Annotated in this window: 14 protein-coding genes; 7 read left to right on the forward strand and 7 right to left on the reverse strand. The window is 68.5% G+C overall.

The genetic code is table 11. The features are described 5' to 3' along the window. The first annotated feature begins 86 nt into the window (after positions 1–86). Entirely contained in the window at positions 87–1,475 is a 1,389-nt protein-coding gene (locus EV647_RS27940) for a hypothetical protein (protein ID WP_134007963.1), read from the forward strand. Here the strand turns inward: EV647_RS27940 and EV647_RS27945 are convergent, their stop codons facing one another. From EV647_RS27945 to EV647_RS27970, 6 genes are all read right to left on the reverse strand, one after another. Beyond that, positions 1,476–2,693 (reverse strand): cytochrome P450, encoded by a 1,218-nt coding sequence (locus tag EV647_RS27945; RefSeq protein ID WP_134007965.1) that lies wholly within the window; start codon positions 2,691–2,693, stop codon positions 1,476–1,478. 53 nt (positions 2,694–2,746) lie between these two features. Further along, positions 2,747–3,454: a hypothetical protein gene (locus EV647_RS27950; RefSeq protein WP_134007967.1), complete on the reverse strand. Its 708-nt coding sequence runs from the start codon at positions 3,452–3,454 to the stop codon at positions 2,747–2,749. Then, positions 3,451–4,230 carry a type II CAAX prenyl endopeptidase Rce1 family protein gene (locus EV647_RS27955; protein ID WP_166680451.1) on the reverse strand — a complete coding sequence of 260 codons (780 nt, stop codon included), beginning with the start codon at positions 4,228–4,230 and terminating at the stop codon, positions 3,451–3,453. The genes EV647_RS27950 and EV647_RS27955 overlap by 4 nt, the downstream gene beginning before the upstream one ends. Before the next feature lie 195 nt (positions 4,231–4,425). Beyond that, the gene (locus tag EV647_RS27960) at positions 4,426–5,070 is read right to left on the reverse strand and encodes a response regulator transcription factor (protein ID WP_134007971.1); all 645 of its coding nucleotides are present in this window, start codon (positions 5,068–5,070) and stop codon (positions 4,426–4,428) included. Further along, on the reverse strand, positions 5,061–6,797 hold the full coding sequence (locus EV647_RS27965; protein ID WP_134007980.1) for a histidine kinase: 1,737 nt from the start codon (positions 6,795–6,797) through the stop codon (positions 5,061–5,063). The genes EV647_RS27960 and EV647_RS27965 overlap by 10 nt, the downstream gene beginning before the upstream one ends. 154 nt (positions 6,798–6,951) lie before the next feature. Beyond that, positions 6,952–8,184, reverse strand: coding sequence for an aldose epimerase family protein (locus EV647_RS27970; RefSeq protein ID WP_134007982.1), 1,233 nt, complete (start codon positions 8,182–8,184; stop codon positions 6,952–6,954). A gap of 191 nt (positions 8,185–8,375) precedes the next feature. Here EV647_RS27970 and EV647_RS27975 point away from each other — a divergent pair, with 191 nt between their 5' ends. The 3 genes from EV647_RS27975 (at position 8,376) to EV647_RS27985 (ending at position 10,623) form a co-directional block, all read left to right on the forward strand. Continuing rightward, positions 8,376–8,975 carry an isochorismatase family protein gene (locus EV647_RS27975; protein ID WP_202876342.1) on the forward strand — a complete coding sequence of 200 codons (600 nt, stop codon included), beginning with the start codon at positions 8,376–8,378 and terminating at the stop codon, positions 8,973–8,975. Positions 8,976–8,979: 4 nt separating this feature from the next. Then, positions 8,980–9,897 (forward strand): GlxA family transcriptional regulator, encoded by a 918-nt coding sequence (locus EV647_RS27980; protein ID WP_134007984.1) that lies wholly within the window; start codon positions 8,980–8,982, stop codon positions 9,895–9,897. Between the two features lie 66 nt (positions 9,898–9,963). Next, complete coding sequence (locus EV647_RS27985) at positions 9,964–10,623, forward strand: hypothetical protein (protein ID WP_134007986.1); 660 nt, start codon at positions 9,964–9,966, stop codon at positions 10,621–10,623. A gap of 99 nt (positions 10,624–10,722) precedes the next feature. On the opposite strand, the gene EV647_RS27990 is transcribed toward EV647_RS27985, so the two are convergent. Continuing rightward, positions 10,723–13,842, reverse strand: coding sequence for a glycoside hydrolase family 3 N-terminal domain-containing protein (locus tag EV647_RS27990; RefSeq protein WP_238177430.1), 3,120 nt, complete (start codon positions 13,840–13,842; stop codon positions 10,723–10,725). A 172-nt stretch (positions 13,843–14,014) separates the two neighbouring features. Here EV647_RS27990 and EV647_RS27995 point away from each other — a divergent pair, with 172 nt between their 5' ends. From EV647_RS27995 to EV647_RS28005, 3 genes are all read left to right on the forward strand, one after another. Next, positions 14,015–14,260, forward strand: a complete 246-nt coding sequence (locus EV647_RS27995; RefSeq protein WP_134007990.1) for a hypothetical protein — start codon at positions 14,015–14,017, stop codon at positions 14,258–14,260. 111 nt (positions 14,261–14,371) lie between these two features. Then, on the forward strand, positions 14,372–16,204 hold the full coding sequence (locus tag EV647_RS28000) for a S8 family serine peptidase (protein ID WP_134007992.1): 1,833 nt from the start codon (positions 14,372–14,374) through the stop codon (positions 16,202–16,204). A gap of 82 nt (positions 16,205–16,286) precedes the next feature. Further along, positions 16,287–17,249 carry an LLM class F420-dependent oxidoreductase gene (locus EV647_RS28005; protein WP_134007994.1) on the forward strand — a complete coding sequence of 321 codons (963 nt, stop codon included), beginning with the start codon at positions 16,287–16,289 and terminating at the stop codon, positions 17,247–17,249. The last annotated feature ends 200 nt before the right edge of the window (positions 17,250–17,449 follow it).

Consider the following 17,449-nt stretch of genomic DNA (forward strand, 5'->3'; position numbering starts at 1 on the left):
AGCCTCTTGCAGCGCGCTAAATGGGGCCGCCGTACCACCCACCCGACGAACTGCCGGAGAGCCCAAACCGGTCAGGAGAGCACGTCTTGCAGGAGAACACCAGCACAACCAGTACTGGCGAACTGGTCAACGTACCCCTCACCGGTGCGGACAAAGTCGCCTACGCTTTCTACGCGACCGCGGCTGCCGCGGCGCTGGTCGGCCAGGTCTGGGCCGGCGTGACCCATATCCCCTGGCCGGACGACGGCTTCTCGCAGCTGCTCAAGATCGTCCTCGTCACGCCCGCGGTCGCGGTGCTGGAGCTCGGTGGTGTCGCCACGGCGGCGCTCGCCGACCTGCGCCGCCGCAAGGGCGAGCAGGCCTACGCGTACCGCGCGATGTCGTTCTTCGCGGCGCTCGTCGCGGTCGTCTTCAACGTGGTCGGTCACTGGCGGCCGGAGGAGCGGTTCCTGGCCTTCGGCTTCGGCGGTCTGTCCGCGTTCGCGTACGTGCTCTGGCTGATCCACAGCTCGGCCCGTCGCCGCGACGCGCTCCGTCGTGCGGGCCAGATGCGCGAGACCGGCCCGGTGTACGGCATCGTCCAGTGGGCCCGTGAGCCACGGGTCACCTGGCTGGCGCGGTCGCTGGCGATCGAGCACGGCTACGGGCTGTACGAGAGCCTCCGTGCGGCCCAGCACCAGATCCGGAACAAGAGCCGCCGGGACGCGATCGCCGGCACTGTCGCGGAGTACATCCGTTCCGAGCACCAGGACGAGCGGCTGGCGAAGATCGCCGAGACGACGTACGACCCCGACCGGCTGGCCGGGATGCTCGAGGAGCGGATCAACTACGAGGTCATCACCAACAAGCTGACCAAGGCGATCTCACCGCCGCCGGAGCAGCCCGAGGACCGTCCCGCCGTACCCGCCGCCGTGTGGGTGCTCGAGGGCGGGCAGCCGCGGCGTGCCGACGGCACCGGGGTGGGACTGCGGGACGACGACGCCTGGACCGGCGAGCTGATGGCGATCGTCGACCAGCCCGATCCGACGGACAGCGGGAACGTGTCCGAGGCCGTTGTCGTCGAGGACGAGAGCGAGCCGCAGCACGTCGTCAACGGTACGGCGAGCAGCCTGAAGCCGTTCGCCCCGCAGCCGAAGGCGGAACCGCTGGTGGAGAAGCCGAAGCCACCGTCACCGTTCGCGGGCCCTGCCGATCCGCAGCCGCCGGCGCTGATCACCACCCCGAAGGTGGAGCCCGTCCTGCCCGACCCGGAACCTGTGGTCGCGGCAAAGCCCGCAGAAGAAGAAGCGGTCGAACCGACCGATCTGGAGAAGCGGCGCATGCGCGCCTGGAACATGCTGACCGAGTGGCCGGAGGGGCACGAGCGCACTGCGGCGAACCTGGCGCGTTCGGTGGGATGCAGCGAGCCGATGGCGAAGCGCTTCATCGAGCAGTACGAGGCCGAGCACGGTCTCGTGTTCAGCTCGCAGAACTGATCATCCAGCTGCCGGTGGACCGCCCAGGTTCACCGGCAGTTCTGCGAGACCGCTGACCAGTACGCGACGCCACTCGAGCTCTTCGGCCGGCTTCGCGAGACTCATCCGCGGGAACCGTCGTACGAGGGCCGCCAGCGACTCCTGTAGCTCGATCCGCGCCAGTTGAGCGCCGAGGCAGAAGTGCGGTCCGAAGCCGAAGGACATGTGCTTGTTGTCGCGACGGTCCAGCCGCAGCTCGTCCGGAGCGTCGTACGCCCGAGGGTCCCGGTTCGCCGAGTTGAGCGCGGCCATCACCCCTTCACCGGCCTTGATCTGCACGCCGTGCAGCTCGACGTCCTCGATCGCGACCCGGAGCTGCCCGACCTCGCTGAACCTGTTGAACCGCAGCAGCTCCTCGATCGCCGACGGAATCAGCTCGGGCTCCTCGACCAGCCGCGCCCAGTTCTCCGGCCAGCGCAGCAGTGTGGCGACGCAGCTCGAAATCTGATTGGCCGACGTCTCGTGGCCGGCGACCAGCAGGTTCACGCCGAACGCGATCAGCTCCTCCTGGCTCAGCCGGTCGCCCTCCTCGCGGGCGCGCACCAGCTCGTCCAGAAGATCCTCCGCGGGACCCGAGGTGTTCGCGAGCTTCTTCGTGACCAGATCCTCGATGTACGCCGTGAGGTTGGTCATCGCGTCCTCGACGAGATCCTTCTCGGCCATCTTCATGCTGTACCCGAGCTCGGTCCACTCCCGGAACTGCGCGCGGTCCGCGTACGGTACGCCGAGCAGCTGGCAGATCACCTGGATCGGCAACGGCAACGCGACCAGCTGCCGGATGTCCGCGCCGTCGCCGGCCTGCGCGACGTCCTCGGCGAGCCGCGCGGACAGCTCCGCGACCCACGGCCGGGTCTGCTCGATCTTCCGGTGCGCGAACGTTGGCACCACCAACCGTCGGAGCCTGCTGTGCTCCGGCGGGTCGGTGGTGGTCAGGCTGTTCGGCATCGGTTTGGCCAGCGCGACGCGCGGAGCTCCTTGCTTCACCACGGCGGCGCGCGAGAACCGCGGATCCGCGAGCACCAGTTTCACGTCGTCGTACCGCGTCACCAGCCAGACCTCGGCCCCGGCCAGCGTCCGCACCCGCGCCACCGGCCTGTTCTCCCGCAACTCGGCGAACTTCGGCGACGGCTCGAACCGAAACGCATCGTCGAACGGAATCTGCAGAACCGGTTCGCTCATGCCCCAACTCTAGGCAACTTAGGAACATTGCCCTACAGATCCGCGCGTCGGTGCTAGTTGGTGCGGCGGGTGGTGATTGTGGAGACGACGACGGCGGATCCGATCAGCAGCAGGAGGACGGCGCCGATCAGTGCGCCGATCGTGATCCCCTCGACGGCGGGCAGGGTGCCGCCGACGCTCAGCTCGGCGTCGAGCTTCGGTGATCCGTCGGCGTTCATGATCACGACGGACCAGTTGCCGCCGCGGGCGGTCCAGTTGAGGGTGTCGTTGCCGGAGGCGACCCAGAACGACTGGTCGGCGGGCGAGGCGGCCGGCTTGTCACCGGGCCTGGCAGTGGTCGTCAGGTGGAAGGGATCGACGTCGAAGTCAGCGATCTCGTCGTGGCTCACTCCCTTGAGGTACGCCGCGACGTCGGCGGCCGGACCGATGCCGATGAAGACCGGCGTGCCGGACGTCGACTTGATGTCGATCCGGACCTTGCCGAGGAAATCGTCGGTGTAGAAGGCATCCGGCCCGACGCCGCCGATGTCGAGCCCGGGCGCCGACAACGCGTACGTGCTGGTGCTGACCCGCTCGGGTCCGGCGGTGAAGTAGCCGTCGTCGTCGCGTTGATGCTGTGCCCACAGCCCGACGCCTCCGACAGCGAACAGAGTGACGCCGACCAGGGCCAGCAAGGCACCCAGGACGACCAGCACGGTGCGCCAGCCGCTCCACTTGCGCTTGACGGGAGGAGTACGAGGGGGAATCGAGGTGGTGGTCATGAGACTGGCTCCTTGACGTTGATGGGTTCGGGTGCGGTCGGGGTGGTCCAGAAGCGGCGGTTGACGAGCAGTAGGCCGATGGCGACCGCCCACCACACCGCGACGTACAGCCAGGTCTCTCGGGTGAGGTCCGAACCGGCGGGCCAGAGGTCGCTCGTGTTGATGCTGCCTTCGGTGGCATGCGCGATGAGAGTGATGAGGACGCTGCCGGCGGCGTGGTTGAACAGCCACGCGTACCAGAAGGTGACGCCGACCGTGGTCAGCGCTTCGAAGGGCTGGAGGCCGAACGAAGAGATGAAGAACAGCGGCAGGTGCCAGCCGGTGATCGCCACGGCCAGGATCGCGGTCGAGACGAGCGGAGTACGGCGTGACTGGAGCTTGGGCTGTGCGTAGCCGCGGAAGCTCGGTTCCTCGCTGAACGGGCCGCCGGTCGGGTCGATCATGATCATGCCGACGACCGCGAGGCCGTACCAGGGCGTGAACTGCCCGGTGTTCGGAGCCGGTGCCCCCAGGGCCTGGTTGAGCGACATCGTCACGAGGTGCACGGCCAGCGGCACGGCGATCGCGGCGACGTACCAGATCCAGCGGACCCGCCAGCGGATCAGCCGGGCGCCCATGGAGCGCAGGCCGGCGAAGCCTTCGGTCAGGTAGACGACGACGAGTGCGGCGACCAGGGCGCCGGGAGCGTAGAAGCTCCCGAACGGGACGCCTGCCCAGGCCAGCGCATAGGCCAGGACGAAGAAGCTGACGACGGGATGATTGCGGACGAAGGTCATGACGGATCTCCTCGGAATCGCTGGTGGCTGGGGACTCGGTGCACGGTCCGGCCGCGGCGGGTCGGGTTCGTTCTGCATCACGCGGGACTTGTGCACTGGTTCCTCCAGGGACGGGGTCTACGTCGAGACTCGCGTTCCCGGGCGCGTTCGGGAGACCGGGCGACCGGTGGAGGGAGGGTTCGGGTTTCTGGTGTGTCAGGCGCGCAGGTACAGCAGCACGGCCAGCACCCGGCGGGATTCGCTGCGGGTGGACGGGATGCCGAGCTTGGTGAAGATGCCGGAGACGTACTTCTCCGCGGCCCGCAGTGTGATCGTCAGCGCGTCGGCGATGCCCTGGTTGGAGGCGCCGGTCGCCATCAGTTCGAGGGCTTCCCGCTCGCGCGGAGTCAGTACGGCGAGCGGATCGTCGCCACGCCGTCGTTTCAGCAAGGTGGAGACGATCTTCGGATCCACGGCCGAGCCGCCACCGGCCACCCGCCGTACGGCGCCGACGAAGTCGTCCACGTCGCTGATCCGGTCCTTCAGCAGATAGCCGACTCCTTCGGCGGACTCCGACAGCAGTTGCATCGCCAGGCCGAGTTCGAGGTACTGCGACAGCACCAGGACGCCGACGTCCGGATGCTGCTCGCGGATCCGTAGGGCGGCGCGCATGCCCTCGTCGTTGTGGGTCGGAGGCAACCTGATGTCGAGGATCGCGACCTGCGGCGGGAAGCTGCGGACGTACCGCAGCAGGTCGTCGGCGTTGTCGTACGCCGCAGCAACTTCCAGGCCGGCGCTCGCGAGGATCCGGGTGAGCCCCTCGCGCAGCAGGACGCTGTCCTCGGCGATCGCTACTCGCACGGGAAATCCGCCTCCAGCCGGGTCCCGTGGCCCGCCGGACTCCAGATCCGCAACTGACCGCCGACGGCCTCGACCCGGTCGGCGAGACCGCGTAGCCCGGTCCCGCGCTCGGTGTCGGCGCCGCCGATTCCGTTGTCGACGACCGCGACGACGATCGCGTCCGCCGACCGAGTGACGCGGACCGAGGCGGTGGTCGCCTCCGCGTGCTTGCCGATGTTCGTCAGGCTCTCGCTGACGACGTAGTACGCGGCGACCTCGACGCGTTCGGGCAGCCGTCCGTCGATCGCGACGTCGAGCTCGACGGGTACGGCGGCTTGTACGACGAGGGACTCGAGCGCGACCGCCAGCCCGTGTCCGGTGAGCACCGCGGGGTGGATGCCGCGCGCCACGTCGCGCAACTCGTCGAGAGAGACGGCGACCTCGCGCTTGGCCTGCAGCAGGCGTGCGGCGGTTTCGCTGCTGTCCGTGGAGCTGTTGGCGAGCAGTCCGAGTTCGAGCGCCAAGGCCACGAGGCGTTGCTGCGCGCCGTCGTGCAGGTTCCGCTCGAGCCGCTGGCGTTCCTTCTGTTCGGCGTCGACGACCCGGGCCCGCGAACCTTGCAGTTCCTGCAGACGGGCGCGGAGCTCCACCTGCAGCCGGTTGTTCTCCAAGGCGATTCCGGCCGCTGCTGCGACGGCGTCGAGCAGTTCGCGTTCGTCCTCGAGCGATCGGTCGAATTCCAGGGCGATGATCGGTTCGTGGTCGCGGTGGATGACCCGGGTCGCACGTCCCTCGTCGGCGCCCCGCAGGGTGACGGCACGACCATCCGGATCGGCCCAGGTGCCGTACTGCGGTAGCCAATAGGCGAGGGTCAGAGACGGGTCGTGCAGGGCACGCGCCAGGGGTTCGCGCAGATCGCTGGTCGGGTGCGCGCGCAACTCCATCAACAGCGTGCCGACGTCGGTGCGGGCCAGCCGGGCGTCCAGCAGGCCGAGCAGGAAGGCGGCCGGCGCGAGGCCGAGGGCGGCGAACGTGATGTGCCGGACCGTTTCGATCTGCGGCCAGCCTCGCAGGCCTGCGACGTACAGGAGAGCGAGCATGACGAGCGCCAGTCCGAAGGTGTCGACCAGCAGCGTCACCGGGCGTCGCTGCGCGCGGCTCGGGCTTGGCCGGCGTACCAGAAGCAGAGCGGTGCCGATCAGCAGCAGGGCGCTCATCGCGATCAGCTGGAACTGCTCGATGCGGCTCGCGACCGCCGGTTGTGCGGTGATTGCGAGCAGGCTGTCCGGATTGCTGCCGAGCAGGATCTTCGCCAGTTGGAGAACCGCGACGTTCACGTAGCCGGCGATGACGACGACCTGGCGCGGCCGGGTCGCCAGCTGTCCGGTCGGATAGGCGAGGAAGACGTGCAGGAACATGGCGGACGGCACCATGTCCAGGAGGTTGCCGAGCGAGTGCAACGCGGGCAGCGAGGACCATTGCAGAGCGGTCAGGGCCATCACGAACGCGGCGGCGATCATCAGCGGACCGAGACGGCTCTCCGGCCGCCGCCACCACGCGAGCGTTCCGCTGATCAGGTACGGGATGGTGATCCAGTTGAACAGGAGCGCCTGCAGACCGGGCCGGACCAGTTCGTCGCCGGCCATCGCGAGCGCGATCGAGGCCAGCAGCGTGCCCAGACCCAGTACGACGGCGGCCCACAGCGCCCACGGCCCCGGACCGCGGGCGCGTGCGATCGCCGGTGCCACCACCTGTCACCCCCACCCCTGCCCAGCGTGCGCCCGTTGCAAAGGTCAGGCAAGGGCGCGGAACGACAGGAGGTGGTCCCGCCGGGACGGGACCACCTCGCCGTATGCACGCTCGGCCGGCCCGGTGCGGGCCGACTACCTCCTGTCCTTGGCGCTACTTGGTGCCGAAGGAATAGATGGTGGTGCTCTTGTAGGTCTGGCCGGGGCGCAGAACCGTGGAGGGGAAGTTGGGGTGGTTGGGGGAGTCGGGGAAGTGCTGGGTCTCGAAGGCGAATGCGTCGCCCTGGCGGTAGGCCTTGTTGCCGATGCCGAGGAACGTGCCGTCGAGGAAGTTGCCGCTGTAGAACTGGACGCCCGGCTGGTCGGTGAGCACCTCGATCGTGCGGCCGTGCTCCGGCTCCCAGAAGCGCCCCGCGAGCCGCAGGCCGTTGCTGTCCGGCTGCCCGCCGAGCACGAAGTTGTGGTCGTACCCGCGGCCGAAGACCAGCTGCTCGTGGTCGCCACGGAGCCGCTTGCCGATCGCGGTCGGCTTGCTGAAGTCGAACGGCGTACCGGCGACCGGGGCGATCTCGCCGGTCGGGATCAGCGTCGCGTCGACCGGCGTGTACTTCGGCGCGTTCAGCTCCAGCACGTGGTCGTAGATGGTGCCGTTGCCCTCGCCGAGCAGGTTGAAGTACACGTGGTTGGTCAGGTTCACGATCGTCGCCTTGCCGGCCACGGTCGCGTGGTAGTCGATCCGCAGGTCGTCACGCTTGTCCAGCGTGTACGTGACGGTGCTGGTGAGCTCACCGGGGAAGCCCATCTCGCCGTCCGGGCTGACGTAGGTGAACGCGACGCCAACGGCCTTGTCCGTCTGGACGACCTTGGCCTTCCAGACCTTCTTGTCGAAGCCGAGGGGGCCGCCGTGCAGCGCGTTCTCACCGTTGTTGACCGGGATCTGGTACGTCGTCCCGTCCAGCGTGAACTTGCCCTTGGCGATCCGGTTCCCGTACCGCCCGATGGTGGCGCCGAAGTACGGGCTGAGCTTGGCGTAGTCCGGCAGGTTGTCGAAGCCGAGACTGATGTTCGTGGTCCTGCCGCGGCGGTCCGGCGTCTCGACCTTCTGGATGGTCGCGCCCCAGGTGAGCATCGAGATCGTCACCCGGCCGTTGGTGAACGTGTAGACGTCCACCTTCTGACCGTCCGGGGTAGTGCCGAACGGGTCCTTGCGGATCTCGAGCTTGCCGTGGTGTGCGCCCATGGTCCTCAACTTATCCGGCGTACCAGCGGCCGAACTGGCCTGGGTACTGGCGTCAGCGGTGGTGCTGAGCGCGCCCGCGGCGGCGGCACCGAGGCCCAGTGCGCCGGCGGTCCGCAGGACCTGGCGGCGGGGCAGGTGATCGGGCATCGCAATCCCCTCAATCGTTGTAGAAACCAGACCTGGGCACGATAAGCACGCTGGACCAGTGTTTGGAACAGTTCGGAACGGTGTGAATTCGTCCGATCTCTGCGACCTGGTCGTCCTCGTGACCAGATCGGTCCGGTCCGGGGCCCGATCGAGCCTTCAGCGGTACGCCGACCGCGGGCGAGGATGAGGTCATGAGCCGAACCGCACTGATCGTGATCGACGTCCAGGAATCGTTCCGGGTCCGCCCGAACTGGCAGCTGGTGAACCACCCCGACATCGCCGAACGCGTGGACCGACTGGTGCGCACGGCCCGCGACAAGGGCGACCTCGTCGTCTGGGTGCTGCACACCGAGCCGGGGACCGGTGGCGCGTTCGACCCGGTCAACGGCCACGTCCGGCTGATCGACGGTCTCGAACCGTTGCCGGGTGAGCCGGTCCTCACCAAGACCTCGCACAACGCTTTCACCACAACGAATCTGCAGCAATTGCTGACCCAGCACGGCGTCGGCGAGATCGTTGTCTCCGGCATCCGTACCGAGCAGTGCTGCGAGACCACCGCACGCGTCGCGTCCGACCTCGGGTACGACGTCGTGTTTGTCACCGACGCGACCGCAACGATGGCGTTGGCCCACTGGTCGATCCGCGACGAGGCGGGAGTCGATGAGATCCTCGCCGACCCGCGGACCCTGACCGCGGAGCAGGTCGTCGAGCGCACGGAGTACGCGCTGGCCGGCCGGTTCGCCACGATCCGGACGCTCGACGAGTTCACGGGCGTACCCGTGTCATCCTGACCGAATGCGTCCCACTCGCGTCGTCTTCGTACTGGTGCCGCGGCTCCATTTGCTGGATCTCGCCGGGCCGGCACAGGTGTTCACGACGGCGAACGACTTCGGGTACGGCTACGAGGTGTCGTACGTCGCCGAATCCGAGGAGATCGCGACCGCTCAGGGCGTGCCGTTGCGGGCCCAGCTGCAGTGGCCGGAGCTCGATGCCGGGGACCTGGTCGTCGTACCGGGCTGGCGGTCGCCGCGATTGTCGCCGGAGCCGCCGATCGGGCCGGAGTTCCGGAACCGATTGCGTGCCCACCACGCGCGCGGTGGGTCGGTTGCGAGTGTCTGCTCGGGGGCCGACGCCCTCGGGTGGGCGGGCCTGCTCGACGGGCGGCGCTTCACGACCCATCACGACCTGACCGACGAGCTGGCGACCCGGTACCCGCGGGCGATCATCGTGCGAGACGTGTTGTACGTCGAGGACGATCGCGTCATCACCTCCGCCGGGATCGCGAGCGGTATCGACCTCGCGCTGCATCTCGTCGCGGTCGGCCGCGGCGCTGAGGCGGCGGCCCGGGTGGCGCGCGAGATGGTCGTCTACGCCCGCCGCAACGGCGACGAGCTGCAGGAGTCCGCGATGCTCCGCCACCGGGGTCATCTCAACGACCTCGCGCACCGCGTCCAGGACGTCATCGACGCGCGGTACGCCGACCGGTTGCCGCTGACGGATCTGGCCGGGCAGGTCGGTGTCAGCGAACGCACACTCACCCGCATCTTCACCGCCGCCACCGGCCTCACCCCGCTCCGGTACCAGCAGCTCCTCCGCCTGGAACGAGCCGAACACCTCATCGGCCACGGCACCACGGTCGAGTCCGCCGCTCGCACCGTCGGCTTCGAGGACGCCCGCATGCTCCGCCGCCTCCGCGGCCGAACTTCCGTCTAGACCAGAACCAACTTTTCCCGCGGGTCGCACGTCTACTCGTACAACCAACCGACGAGGGGACGGAACATGAAGTTTGCTGGGGGCATGCGCCGAGGTGTGGTTGCGACGGGCGTGGCGACAGGAGTGCTGGCCGTGGGGCTCACCGCCCTGGCAACGCAGGGCGCGGACGCCGGTACGACGTCGGCCACCGCGCTGAGCCGGTCGCAGATGCTGACGATCGGCGAGGTGAAGAAGGCCGATGCACGGCGGGACTGGATCCGGCAGGTCGACAGGGGGATTCTGCCGAAGACCTACTGCGGCCCGGCGTCGACCGAGGGCAAGCGGGTCTCCGCGCGGATGGCCCGCGGGTTCACCGACGAGATGGACGCGTACGGCGCGCAGTACGTCAGCCAGTACGCGAACGCGGCGACCGCACGGGCGGCGTACAACTCGATCATCGCGACGCTGAAGAGCTGCACGTACAGCAAGCCGGCGCCGACGCACGCACGGAAGATCACCGAGAACCGCGTGGTCAAGGGCGCCTCGGGCGACCTCACGCAGGTGATCCGCTGGTACGACTACCCGAAGCCGAACGACCCGGGCAGCGAGGCGGGCGGCTTCCCGTACGCCGTCACGCTGAAGGGACGCAACGTCTCGGTGCTGGCGTTCAGCGAGATGGGTCCGGGTATGCCCGCGCCGAACTTCGACAAGCTCGCGCGCCAGGCGGCGGCGAAGATCGGCCGCTGAACTTCGCACAGGAGGCACGGGGACTGCGTGCGGGGGGAGCGAGCCTGGGGGGTGTTGGCCGGGACGGGTGAGGGGTCACCGTCCCGGCCAACGCTTGTCTTACCTGGAAGCTGCAGTCAGCATCGTGACCGCGGTGCTCAGCTGCCCGCTGAGGAGGGCGTGGTCGGCGTCGGAGATGAGCTTCGACGCCGGCTCGTTCAGGTTCTGGCCGACGTGGTTCTGCGCGATCCACCGCGCGACGCCGACGACCGCATCGTCCTCGGCGAAGGTGTCGGCCTTGGTGCGCTCCAGGAACTTGACGGACTGCGCGGCCGCGGCCAATGCGATGGTTGCCTGCGGCCCTGACCAGTCGCGGACCTGGAGTGCGACACCCGCCGCGATCCCAGCCGCGACCGCGTAAGGATCGTGCTTGCTCAGCAGGGTGTTGCGGGCCTCTGTCAGTGCGGCCCGGGCTGCGGCTTGGGTCGTGAGGCCCCATCCGAACGGGTACTGCGGGTTGTAGGACGCATCGCCGACGTTCAACGGCTGCTGGTCCTCTGCGCGCGGCCAGCTGACCGGCAGGCGGCCGCTGAACGGGACCTTGCCGAACAGCACATCCGCAACGCCGGCACCCTCGGTCCCCGGTAGCCATGACGCGACCAGTGCGTTGATCTTGCCGAGCTGGTCCGCGATCACCTGCGGGCGGCCGGACACGATCAGCACGACGCACTTCATCGCGCCGCAGACCTTGTCCACGGCGGCCTTGTCGGCATCCGAGAGCAGCAGGTCGTGACCGTTGCCGACATCCCCGATTCCTTCGGCGTACGGGCGTTCCCCGACCACGACCACGCCGACGTCGTGACCGTCGAGCGGTGCTGACGCGTCGGCGCTGAATGTCGCATCCGGCGCCACCTGCTTGATCCCGTCGAGGATCGTCGTACCCGTTGTCGTCGCACCGGATCCGCCTTGCCAGCTGATGCTCCAGCCGCCCATCTGGTTGCCGAGGTCGTTCGCGTTGCTTCCGGCGACGTACATCTTCGCAGTCGATGCCAGTGGCAACAGATTGCCGTCGTTCTTCAGCAACACCTGGGATTTCGCCGCCGCCTCCCGACCGACGGCTCGGTGTGCGGCCGATCCGATGGTCGCGGCGTTGGTCGTGTCGGCGTACGGGTGCTCGAACAGGCCGAGCTTGAACTTCTCCGTCAGGATCCTGCGGACCGCGTCGTCGATCCGGGTCATCGGGATCCGGCCGGCGCCGATCTCCGCGGTCAGGCCCTGGGTGAAGCCCTGGTAGTTCGTCGGCACCATGATCATGTCCAGGCCGGCGTTGATCGACGTACGGATGTCGCTCGCGTAGTCGCCCGGCAGCTGGTCGATCGCCTGCCAGTCGCTGATCACGAATCCGTCGAAGCCCATCCGCTGCTTCAGCACGCCGTTGATCAGCTCACCGTTCCCGTGCATCTTGACCGGCGCGGCGCCGTCGACCGACATGCTCGAGTACGACGGCATCACGGTGCCGATGCCGAGGTCGACAGCCGTCTTGAACGGCGCGAGGTGGATGGTCTCCAGCTGCTGCCGGGTCACCTGCGTGATGCCCTGGTCGATCTTGTACGAGCCGGTCGTCGAGCTGCCGTACGTCGTACCGCCGTCGCCGACGAAGTGCTTCGCGGTGGCGAGGACGTGGTTGTTGCGCGCGAGCTGACTGCCGTCGGCCTTGCCCTGCAGACCGGTGATCACGGTCGCCACCGACTGCACGAGCGCCGGATCCTCGCCGTACCCCTCGTACGCGCGGCCCCACCGGTCGTCTCGGACCACGCACACGCACGGCGCGAAGTCCCACGGGATACCGGTCGCGCGGACCTCGGTCGCGGTCACCTCACCGGCTCGCCGGGCCAGGTCCGGATCGCGGGTGGCGCCGATCCCGATGTTGTGCGGCAGGATCGTCGCGCCGATTACGTTGTTGTGCCCGTGCACCGCGTCGACGCCGTAGATCAGCGGGATCTGCAGCCGGGTCGCCTGCGCGTTGAGCTGGAAGGTGTCGATCATCGCGGCCCAGGCGGCCGGGGTGTTCGGGGTCGGGACGGAGCCGCCGCCGGACAGCAGCGAGCCGAGCGCGTACGACGCGATGTCCGAGCGGGACCGGAGCGCGTTCCGCTCGGCCTGGGTCATCTGTCCGACCTTCTCCGCCGTCGTCATCCGGGTCAGCAGATCGGTAACGCGTTTTCCGATCGGGAGTTTCCGGTTCAGGTACGGCAGGTCGTGGGCGTCGATCACCACGACGGGCTGGGTCTGCGGGGCTTTGGCGCCGGTGACGGTGAGCTCGAGGGGAACGGTTTCCGCAACCTCCGCGGAACCGTCTTTCCGGGTGGTCACGGAAACGTTCTGCGACGTTCCGGAAACTGTTCCGGCCGGGAACGTGATCGTTCCGGAAACCGACGTGTAGTCGTCGGCGCCGGCTGTTCCGGTTCCGGTCTTGTAGTCGACCGTGACCGGCTCCTCGAGCGGCGTACCGCCGGTGGTCGCGACCGAGACCTTCACCTGCGCGGTCCCGCCCTCCTTGACCGGGTACACGTCGGCGTCGGTCACGACACTGTTCTTCAGCGCCGGATCGGCCTTGCCGTAGACCTCGACCTGGTCGATCGCGAACTCACCCGGCGCACCGGCCGGCATCGTGAACGCGTAGCCCCACATCTGGGTCAGGTTCAGGATGTGGTCGATCCCGCCGACGGGCTGGTAGTCACCGCGGTACACGAGCTCGCCGAACGGGATCTCGACCAGGTGCCAGCCCTGCCAGTCGTCGGTGAAGCTGGTGTTCCACAGCTCGGACGCCTCGGCGTTCGCGCCGCCGTCCTTGATCTCGAAGAAGATCCGCTTCCCGGAGCCGGGCGGAAGCGGGGCGGTGTTCTGCCCGTACCACCAGAACCGGATCCCCTTGTACGGCGACCAGTCGCCGGGGTTCACGTCGTACGTGACGTCGTGACTGAATCCGCCCCAGCCGCTGATGTCGTACGTCCCGTGCAGCACCTTTTCGCCGGCCGGAGCGTCCGCCCGGGTCTGCAGCTCGAGCGTCGGCGGGTCGTCGGCGTCGCTGCCCCAGGTGAAGATCCCGGCGTTCGGCGGCGCCGCGAACGGCTCCGCACCCTCGAACGCCGCCAACGTCACCGGAGCCGGATCGTCGGCCGCCGCCGGCGTCGCCACCAGCAGCCCGCCCAGCAGAGCAGCCGCCGCGACGAGCGCCACCCGCCCTCTCCGGCGATCCACCACTCGAGAACCAGACCACCAGAGCATGGGCGACTCCTCACAGGGATATCGAGCACGGGCGCTCGGCCCCGACTCTCAGCCCTCCCCGAACCCGGGTCAAGACCTCACCGGTTCCGGAACTAGAGCGCTCTCACGGGCTGAGGATCCGCTGGTGAGCATCGCCACGCAGTGGACAGCCATCGAAGACCCTGAGCGCCGGTACCAGGCGTCGGCTCCACCCTCCGCCCGCCGGCAACGCAGGCGGACCTCGAGCGATGGTCCGCCGTCGTCGGGTCCACCCTGCCTGCGCAGCTCCTCGAGTTGTGCGCCGTCCACGACGGCAGCTCGGTTGTGGCCCGGGTACCTGCGCTGGATCGACCGGGACATCGAGGAAGAGAACCTCGGTTACCGCGTCTGACAGGTGAGCCCGGGATCGACCGTGCTCGGATCGGTAGACGCAAGGACTGGACAGTCGGTTGGTGGGTAGATGACTGTGGGTCGCGACCGTGCTGGACGGGAAGGGACACCTATGAAGCTCCGATATGTGCTGGGCAGCGTGATGCTGGTCGTTCCGATGGCTGTGGTTGCCGTGGGCTCCCCGGCGACCGCGGCGGCGCCACTGGACCCCGCGGCAGCACCGGCTGCACACGGCCGGGCCGCGGCGAAGGTCCCGTCGATGCTGCGGGACGCCGCGAAGAAGCAATCGAACGTGCAGGCCCGCTCACTGGGCGTCGAAGGCAGCCGCCTGGGCGTCCAGGTGTACGCCGCCGCGCCGGTCACCGCGCAACAGCAGGCCGACCTGACCGCACTCGGCGCATCAGTCCTCAAGAACTCCGCCGACTTCCCGGCGGTCGCCGGCGCCGAGCTCCCCAGCACCGGCCTGGTCTCCGCCACGGTCCCGTACGACAAGCTGGACGCCGTCGCGGCACTCGACTGGGTGACGGCGCTGCGCCCGTCCCTGCGGCACGCCGTCGATGTCGGCCCGATCACCGCCGAGGGCGTCCAGCTGCACCAGGCGGACAAGGCACAGGCCAAGGGCTTGACCGGTCGCGGCCAGAAGATCGGCGTGATCTCCGGTGACGCCGACCACGTCGCGGACGCGATCGCCGCGGGTGAGTTGCCGGCCGACACCCAGGTACTGCAGTCGGCGCCGTACGGCAACGACGAGGGCACCGCGATGATGGAGATCATCCACGACCTCGCGCCGGACGCGAAGCTGGCGTTCGCGAGCACGCTCGACACCAACGCCGACTACTTCGAGGCGTTCCACCTCCTTGCGAAGTCCGGCGTCACGATGATCGCCGAGGACATCGCGCTCGACGACGAGCCCGCGTTCCAGCAGGGCCTCGGCGCCGCAACGGCCGAGGCGCTCGCCAAGCACGGCATCTGGGTCAGCTCCTCGGCCGGCAACCTGGGCAACCGGCACGCCCCGCGGGTCACCGCGACCGGTACGGGCGCAGGGCCCGACGGTGTGACCGGCCCGTACACCGGCTGTAAGAAGGACCCCGACAACGTGGTGCAGTTGCGCGGCAGCGACACGTCGTACGACCTCAATCTGCTGCCCGGCGCGGGGATCCTGCCGACGCTCCAGTGGAGTGAGCCGCGGGCGATCTACCCGACCGCGGGCCAGGGCGGATTCACCGACCTCAACCTGTACCTGATGGACAGCACCGGGACGAAGTGCCTCGCGTCCAGCACCGCCGTCCAGGCGAACGGTGTGGGCGACACCATCGAGCAGTTCGAGTACTTCAATACGACGAAGACGGCGCAGCCCGTGAAGCTCGTCGTCGACGTCGAAGGCACGTCGACCGCGCGGAAGGCTCCGATCCTGGATCTGCGCTGGCGGGCGCTGGCATCCGGCGTCCAGACGATCGACCCGCCGGAGCGGGCCGGCTCGATGAACCCCGACTCGAACTACACCGTCTTCGCCACCAGCGCGGGCGCCGTGAACTCGAGCGTGTCCACCGACCCGAAGACCTCCCCGGTGGAGCCGTTCAGCGCCGCAGGCCCGACGCAGCTCGTCACCACGACCCGCTGCCCCGGCGGTCAGCCCGGTCCGTGCCGCGGGATCCCCGGGGCAGGTGCGCTGAACTTCCCGGCGCCGAACTGGCTCGCGGCCGACGGCGAGTCGGTCAGCGGTGTCGGCGGCTTCGGTTCCGGAACCTGCCCGACCACGACGCAGGGCGGTTGCCGCTTCTTCGGTACGTCGGCCTCCGCGCCGACCGCTGCCGGTGTAGCGGCCCTCACCCGGCAGGAGTTCGGCGGCCGGGTCTCGCCGCTCATCCTGAACACGATCCTCTCCGGCCGAGCCGTGGATCGCAGCGAGCCCAGCACCGGAGCGGGAGTCCTGAGCGCGAATTAAGAAGCTGTAGTGGTCCGATTGAGTGCAAATTCAGTACTCGGATTGATGGACCGATGCTGCCATCCCCGGAAAGGATGGCAGCATGACTACACGTTTCGGGGTCTTCGTACCGCAGGGCTGGAAGATGGACCTGGCCGGCATCGCCGATCCGATCGAGCAGTGGGAGGCGATGACCGACGTCGCCAAGCGGGCCGACGAGCAGTCGTGGGACTCGATCTGGCTGTTCGACCACTTCCACACGGTGCCGGAGCCGAGTGACAACACCACCTTCGAGTGCTGGAGCGCGACGGCCGCGCTGGCCCGCGACACCAAGCGGGTCAACATCGGCCAGATGGTCGGCTGCAACGGGTACCGCAACCCGTCGCTGTACGCGAAGATCGCGTCCACCGTCGACGTCGCCAGCCACGGCCGCCTGTACGCCGGGATCGGCGCGGGCTGGTACGAGCACGAGTGGAAGGCGTACGGCTACGAGTGGACCGACGTACCGCAGCGGATGGCGGCGTTCCGTGAGGCGACCGAGATCATCTACAAGATGTGGACCGAGGACAAGCCGGTCTACAACGGCAAGTACTACTCGATCGACGCCCCGATCAACGAGCCGAAGGGCGTCCGCAAGCCGCACCCGAGCTTCTGGATCGGCGGCGGCGGGCCGAAGGTCACGCTGAAGCTGGTCGCGCAGTACGCCGACGCCGCGAACATCGGCGGCGGCAACCCGGAGCTGTTCAAGGAGAAGGCCGACATCCTCCGCGGCCACTGCGAGAAGCTCGGCTGGAACTACGACGACATCATCAAGTCGACGAACTTCAACGTGTTCCCGATCGACAAGGGCGACGACCCGCAGAAGGCGACCGAGAAGGCCCTCGGCCCGATGAACCGGGAGAAGTTCGACCGGGACAACATCATCGCCACCGAGGACGAGATCGCCGACAAGGTCGAGGCGGTCCTCGAGGCCGGCGCCGACTACGTGATCTTCTACGTCCCCGGCGTCGCCTACGACCTCGACCTCCTCGAGCGGGTCGAGAACATCGCCAAGCGCTTCGCCTGACGCGGGTTGCCCATCGAGCTGGCGGGTTGCCCACTCGAAATACGGGTGGGCAACCCTCCGGCTGAGTGGATATCCACTGAGGTGGAGGGTTCGCGCGATGGGGTGGCTGGTATCGGTCATGGCGGGTGTAGGTCAGGGGGAGTGGTGGACTGGGGCTGATGGCAACTGACAGGCTCCCGATGACGGCCTCGCGTGGGTCG

It is taken from the genome of Kribbella sp. VKM Ac-2566, assembly GCF_004366005.1.
Lineage (GTDB): Bacteria > Actinomycetota > Actinomycetes > Propionibacteriales > Kribbellaceae > Kribbella > Kribbella pratensis.

Excerpts from the sequence above, each read along its gene's own strand:
- EV647_RS27955 (WP_166680451.1), bottom strand. The coding sequence starts at position 4,230 with ATGACCTTCGTCCGCAATCATCCCGTCGTCAGCTTCTTCGTCCTGGCC.
- EV647_RS28005 (WP_134007994.1), top strand. The coding sequence starts at position 16,287 with ATGACTACACGTTTCGGGGTCTTCGTACCGCAGGGCTGGAAGATGGAC.
- EV647_RS27945 (WP_134007965.1), bottom strand. The coding sequence starts at position 2,693 with ATGAGCGAACCGGTTCTGCAGATTCCGTTCGACGATGCGTTTCGGTTC.
- EV647_RS28000 (WP_134007992.1), top strand. The coding sequence starts at position 14,372 with ATGAAGCTCCGATATGTGCTGGGCAGCGTGATGCTGGTCGTTCCGATG.
- EV647_RS27970 (WP_134007982.1), bottom strand. The coding sequence starts at position 8,184 with ATGCCCGATCACCTGCCCCGCCGCCAGGTCCTGCGGACCGCCGGCGCA.
- EV647_RS27985 (WP_134007986.1), top strand. The coding sequence starts at position 9,964 with ATGAAGTTTGCTGGGGGCATGCGCCGAGGTGTGGTTGCGACGGGCGTG.
- EV647_RS27980 (WP_134007984.1), top strand. The coding sequence starts at position 8,980 with ATGCGTCCCACTCGCGTCGTCTTCGTACTGGTGCCGCGGCTCCATTTG.
- EV647_RS27950 (WP_134007967.1), bottom strand. The coding sequence starts at position 3,454 with ATGACCACCACCTCGATTCCCCCTCGTACTCCTCCCGTCAAGCGCAAG.
- EV647_RS27975 (WP_202876342.1), top strand. The coding sequence starts at position 8,376 with ATGAGCCGAACCGCACTGATCGTGATCGACGTCCAGGAATCGTTCCGG.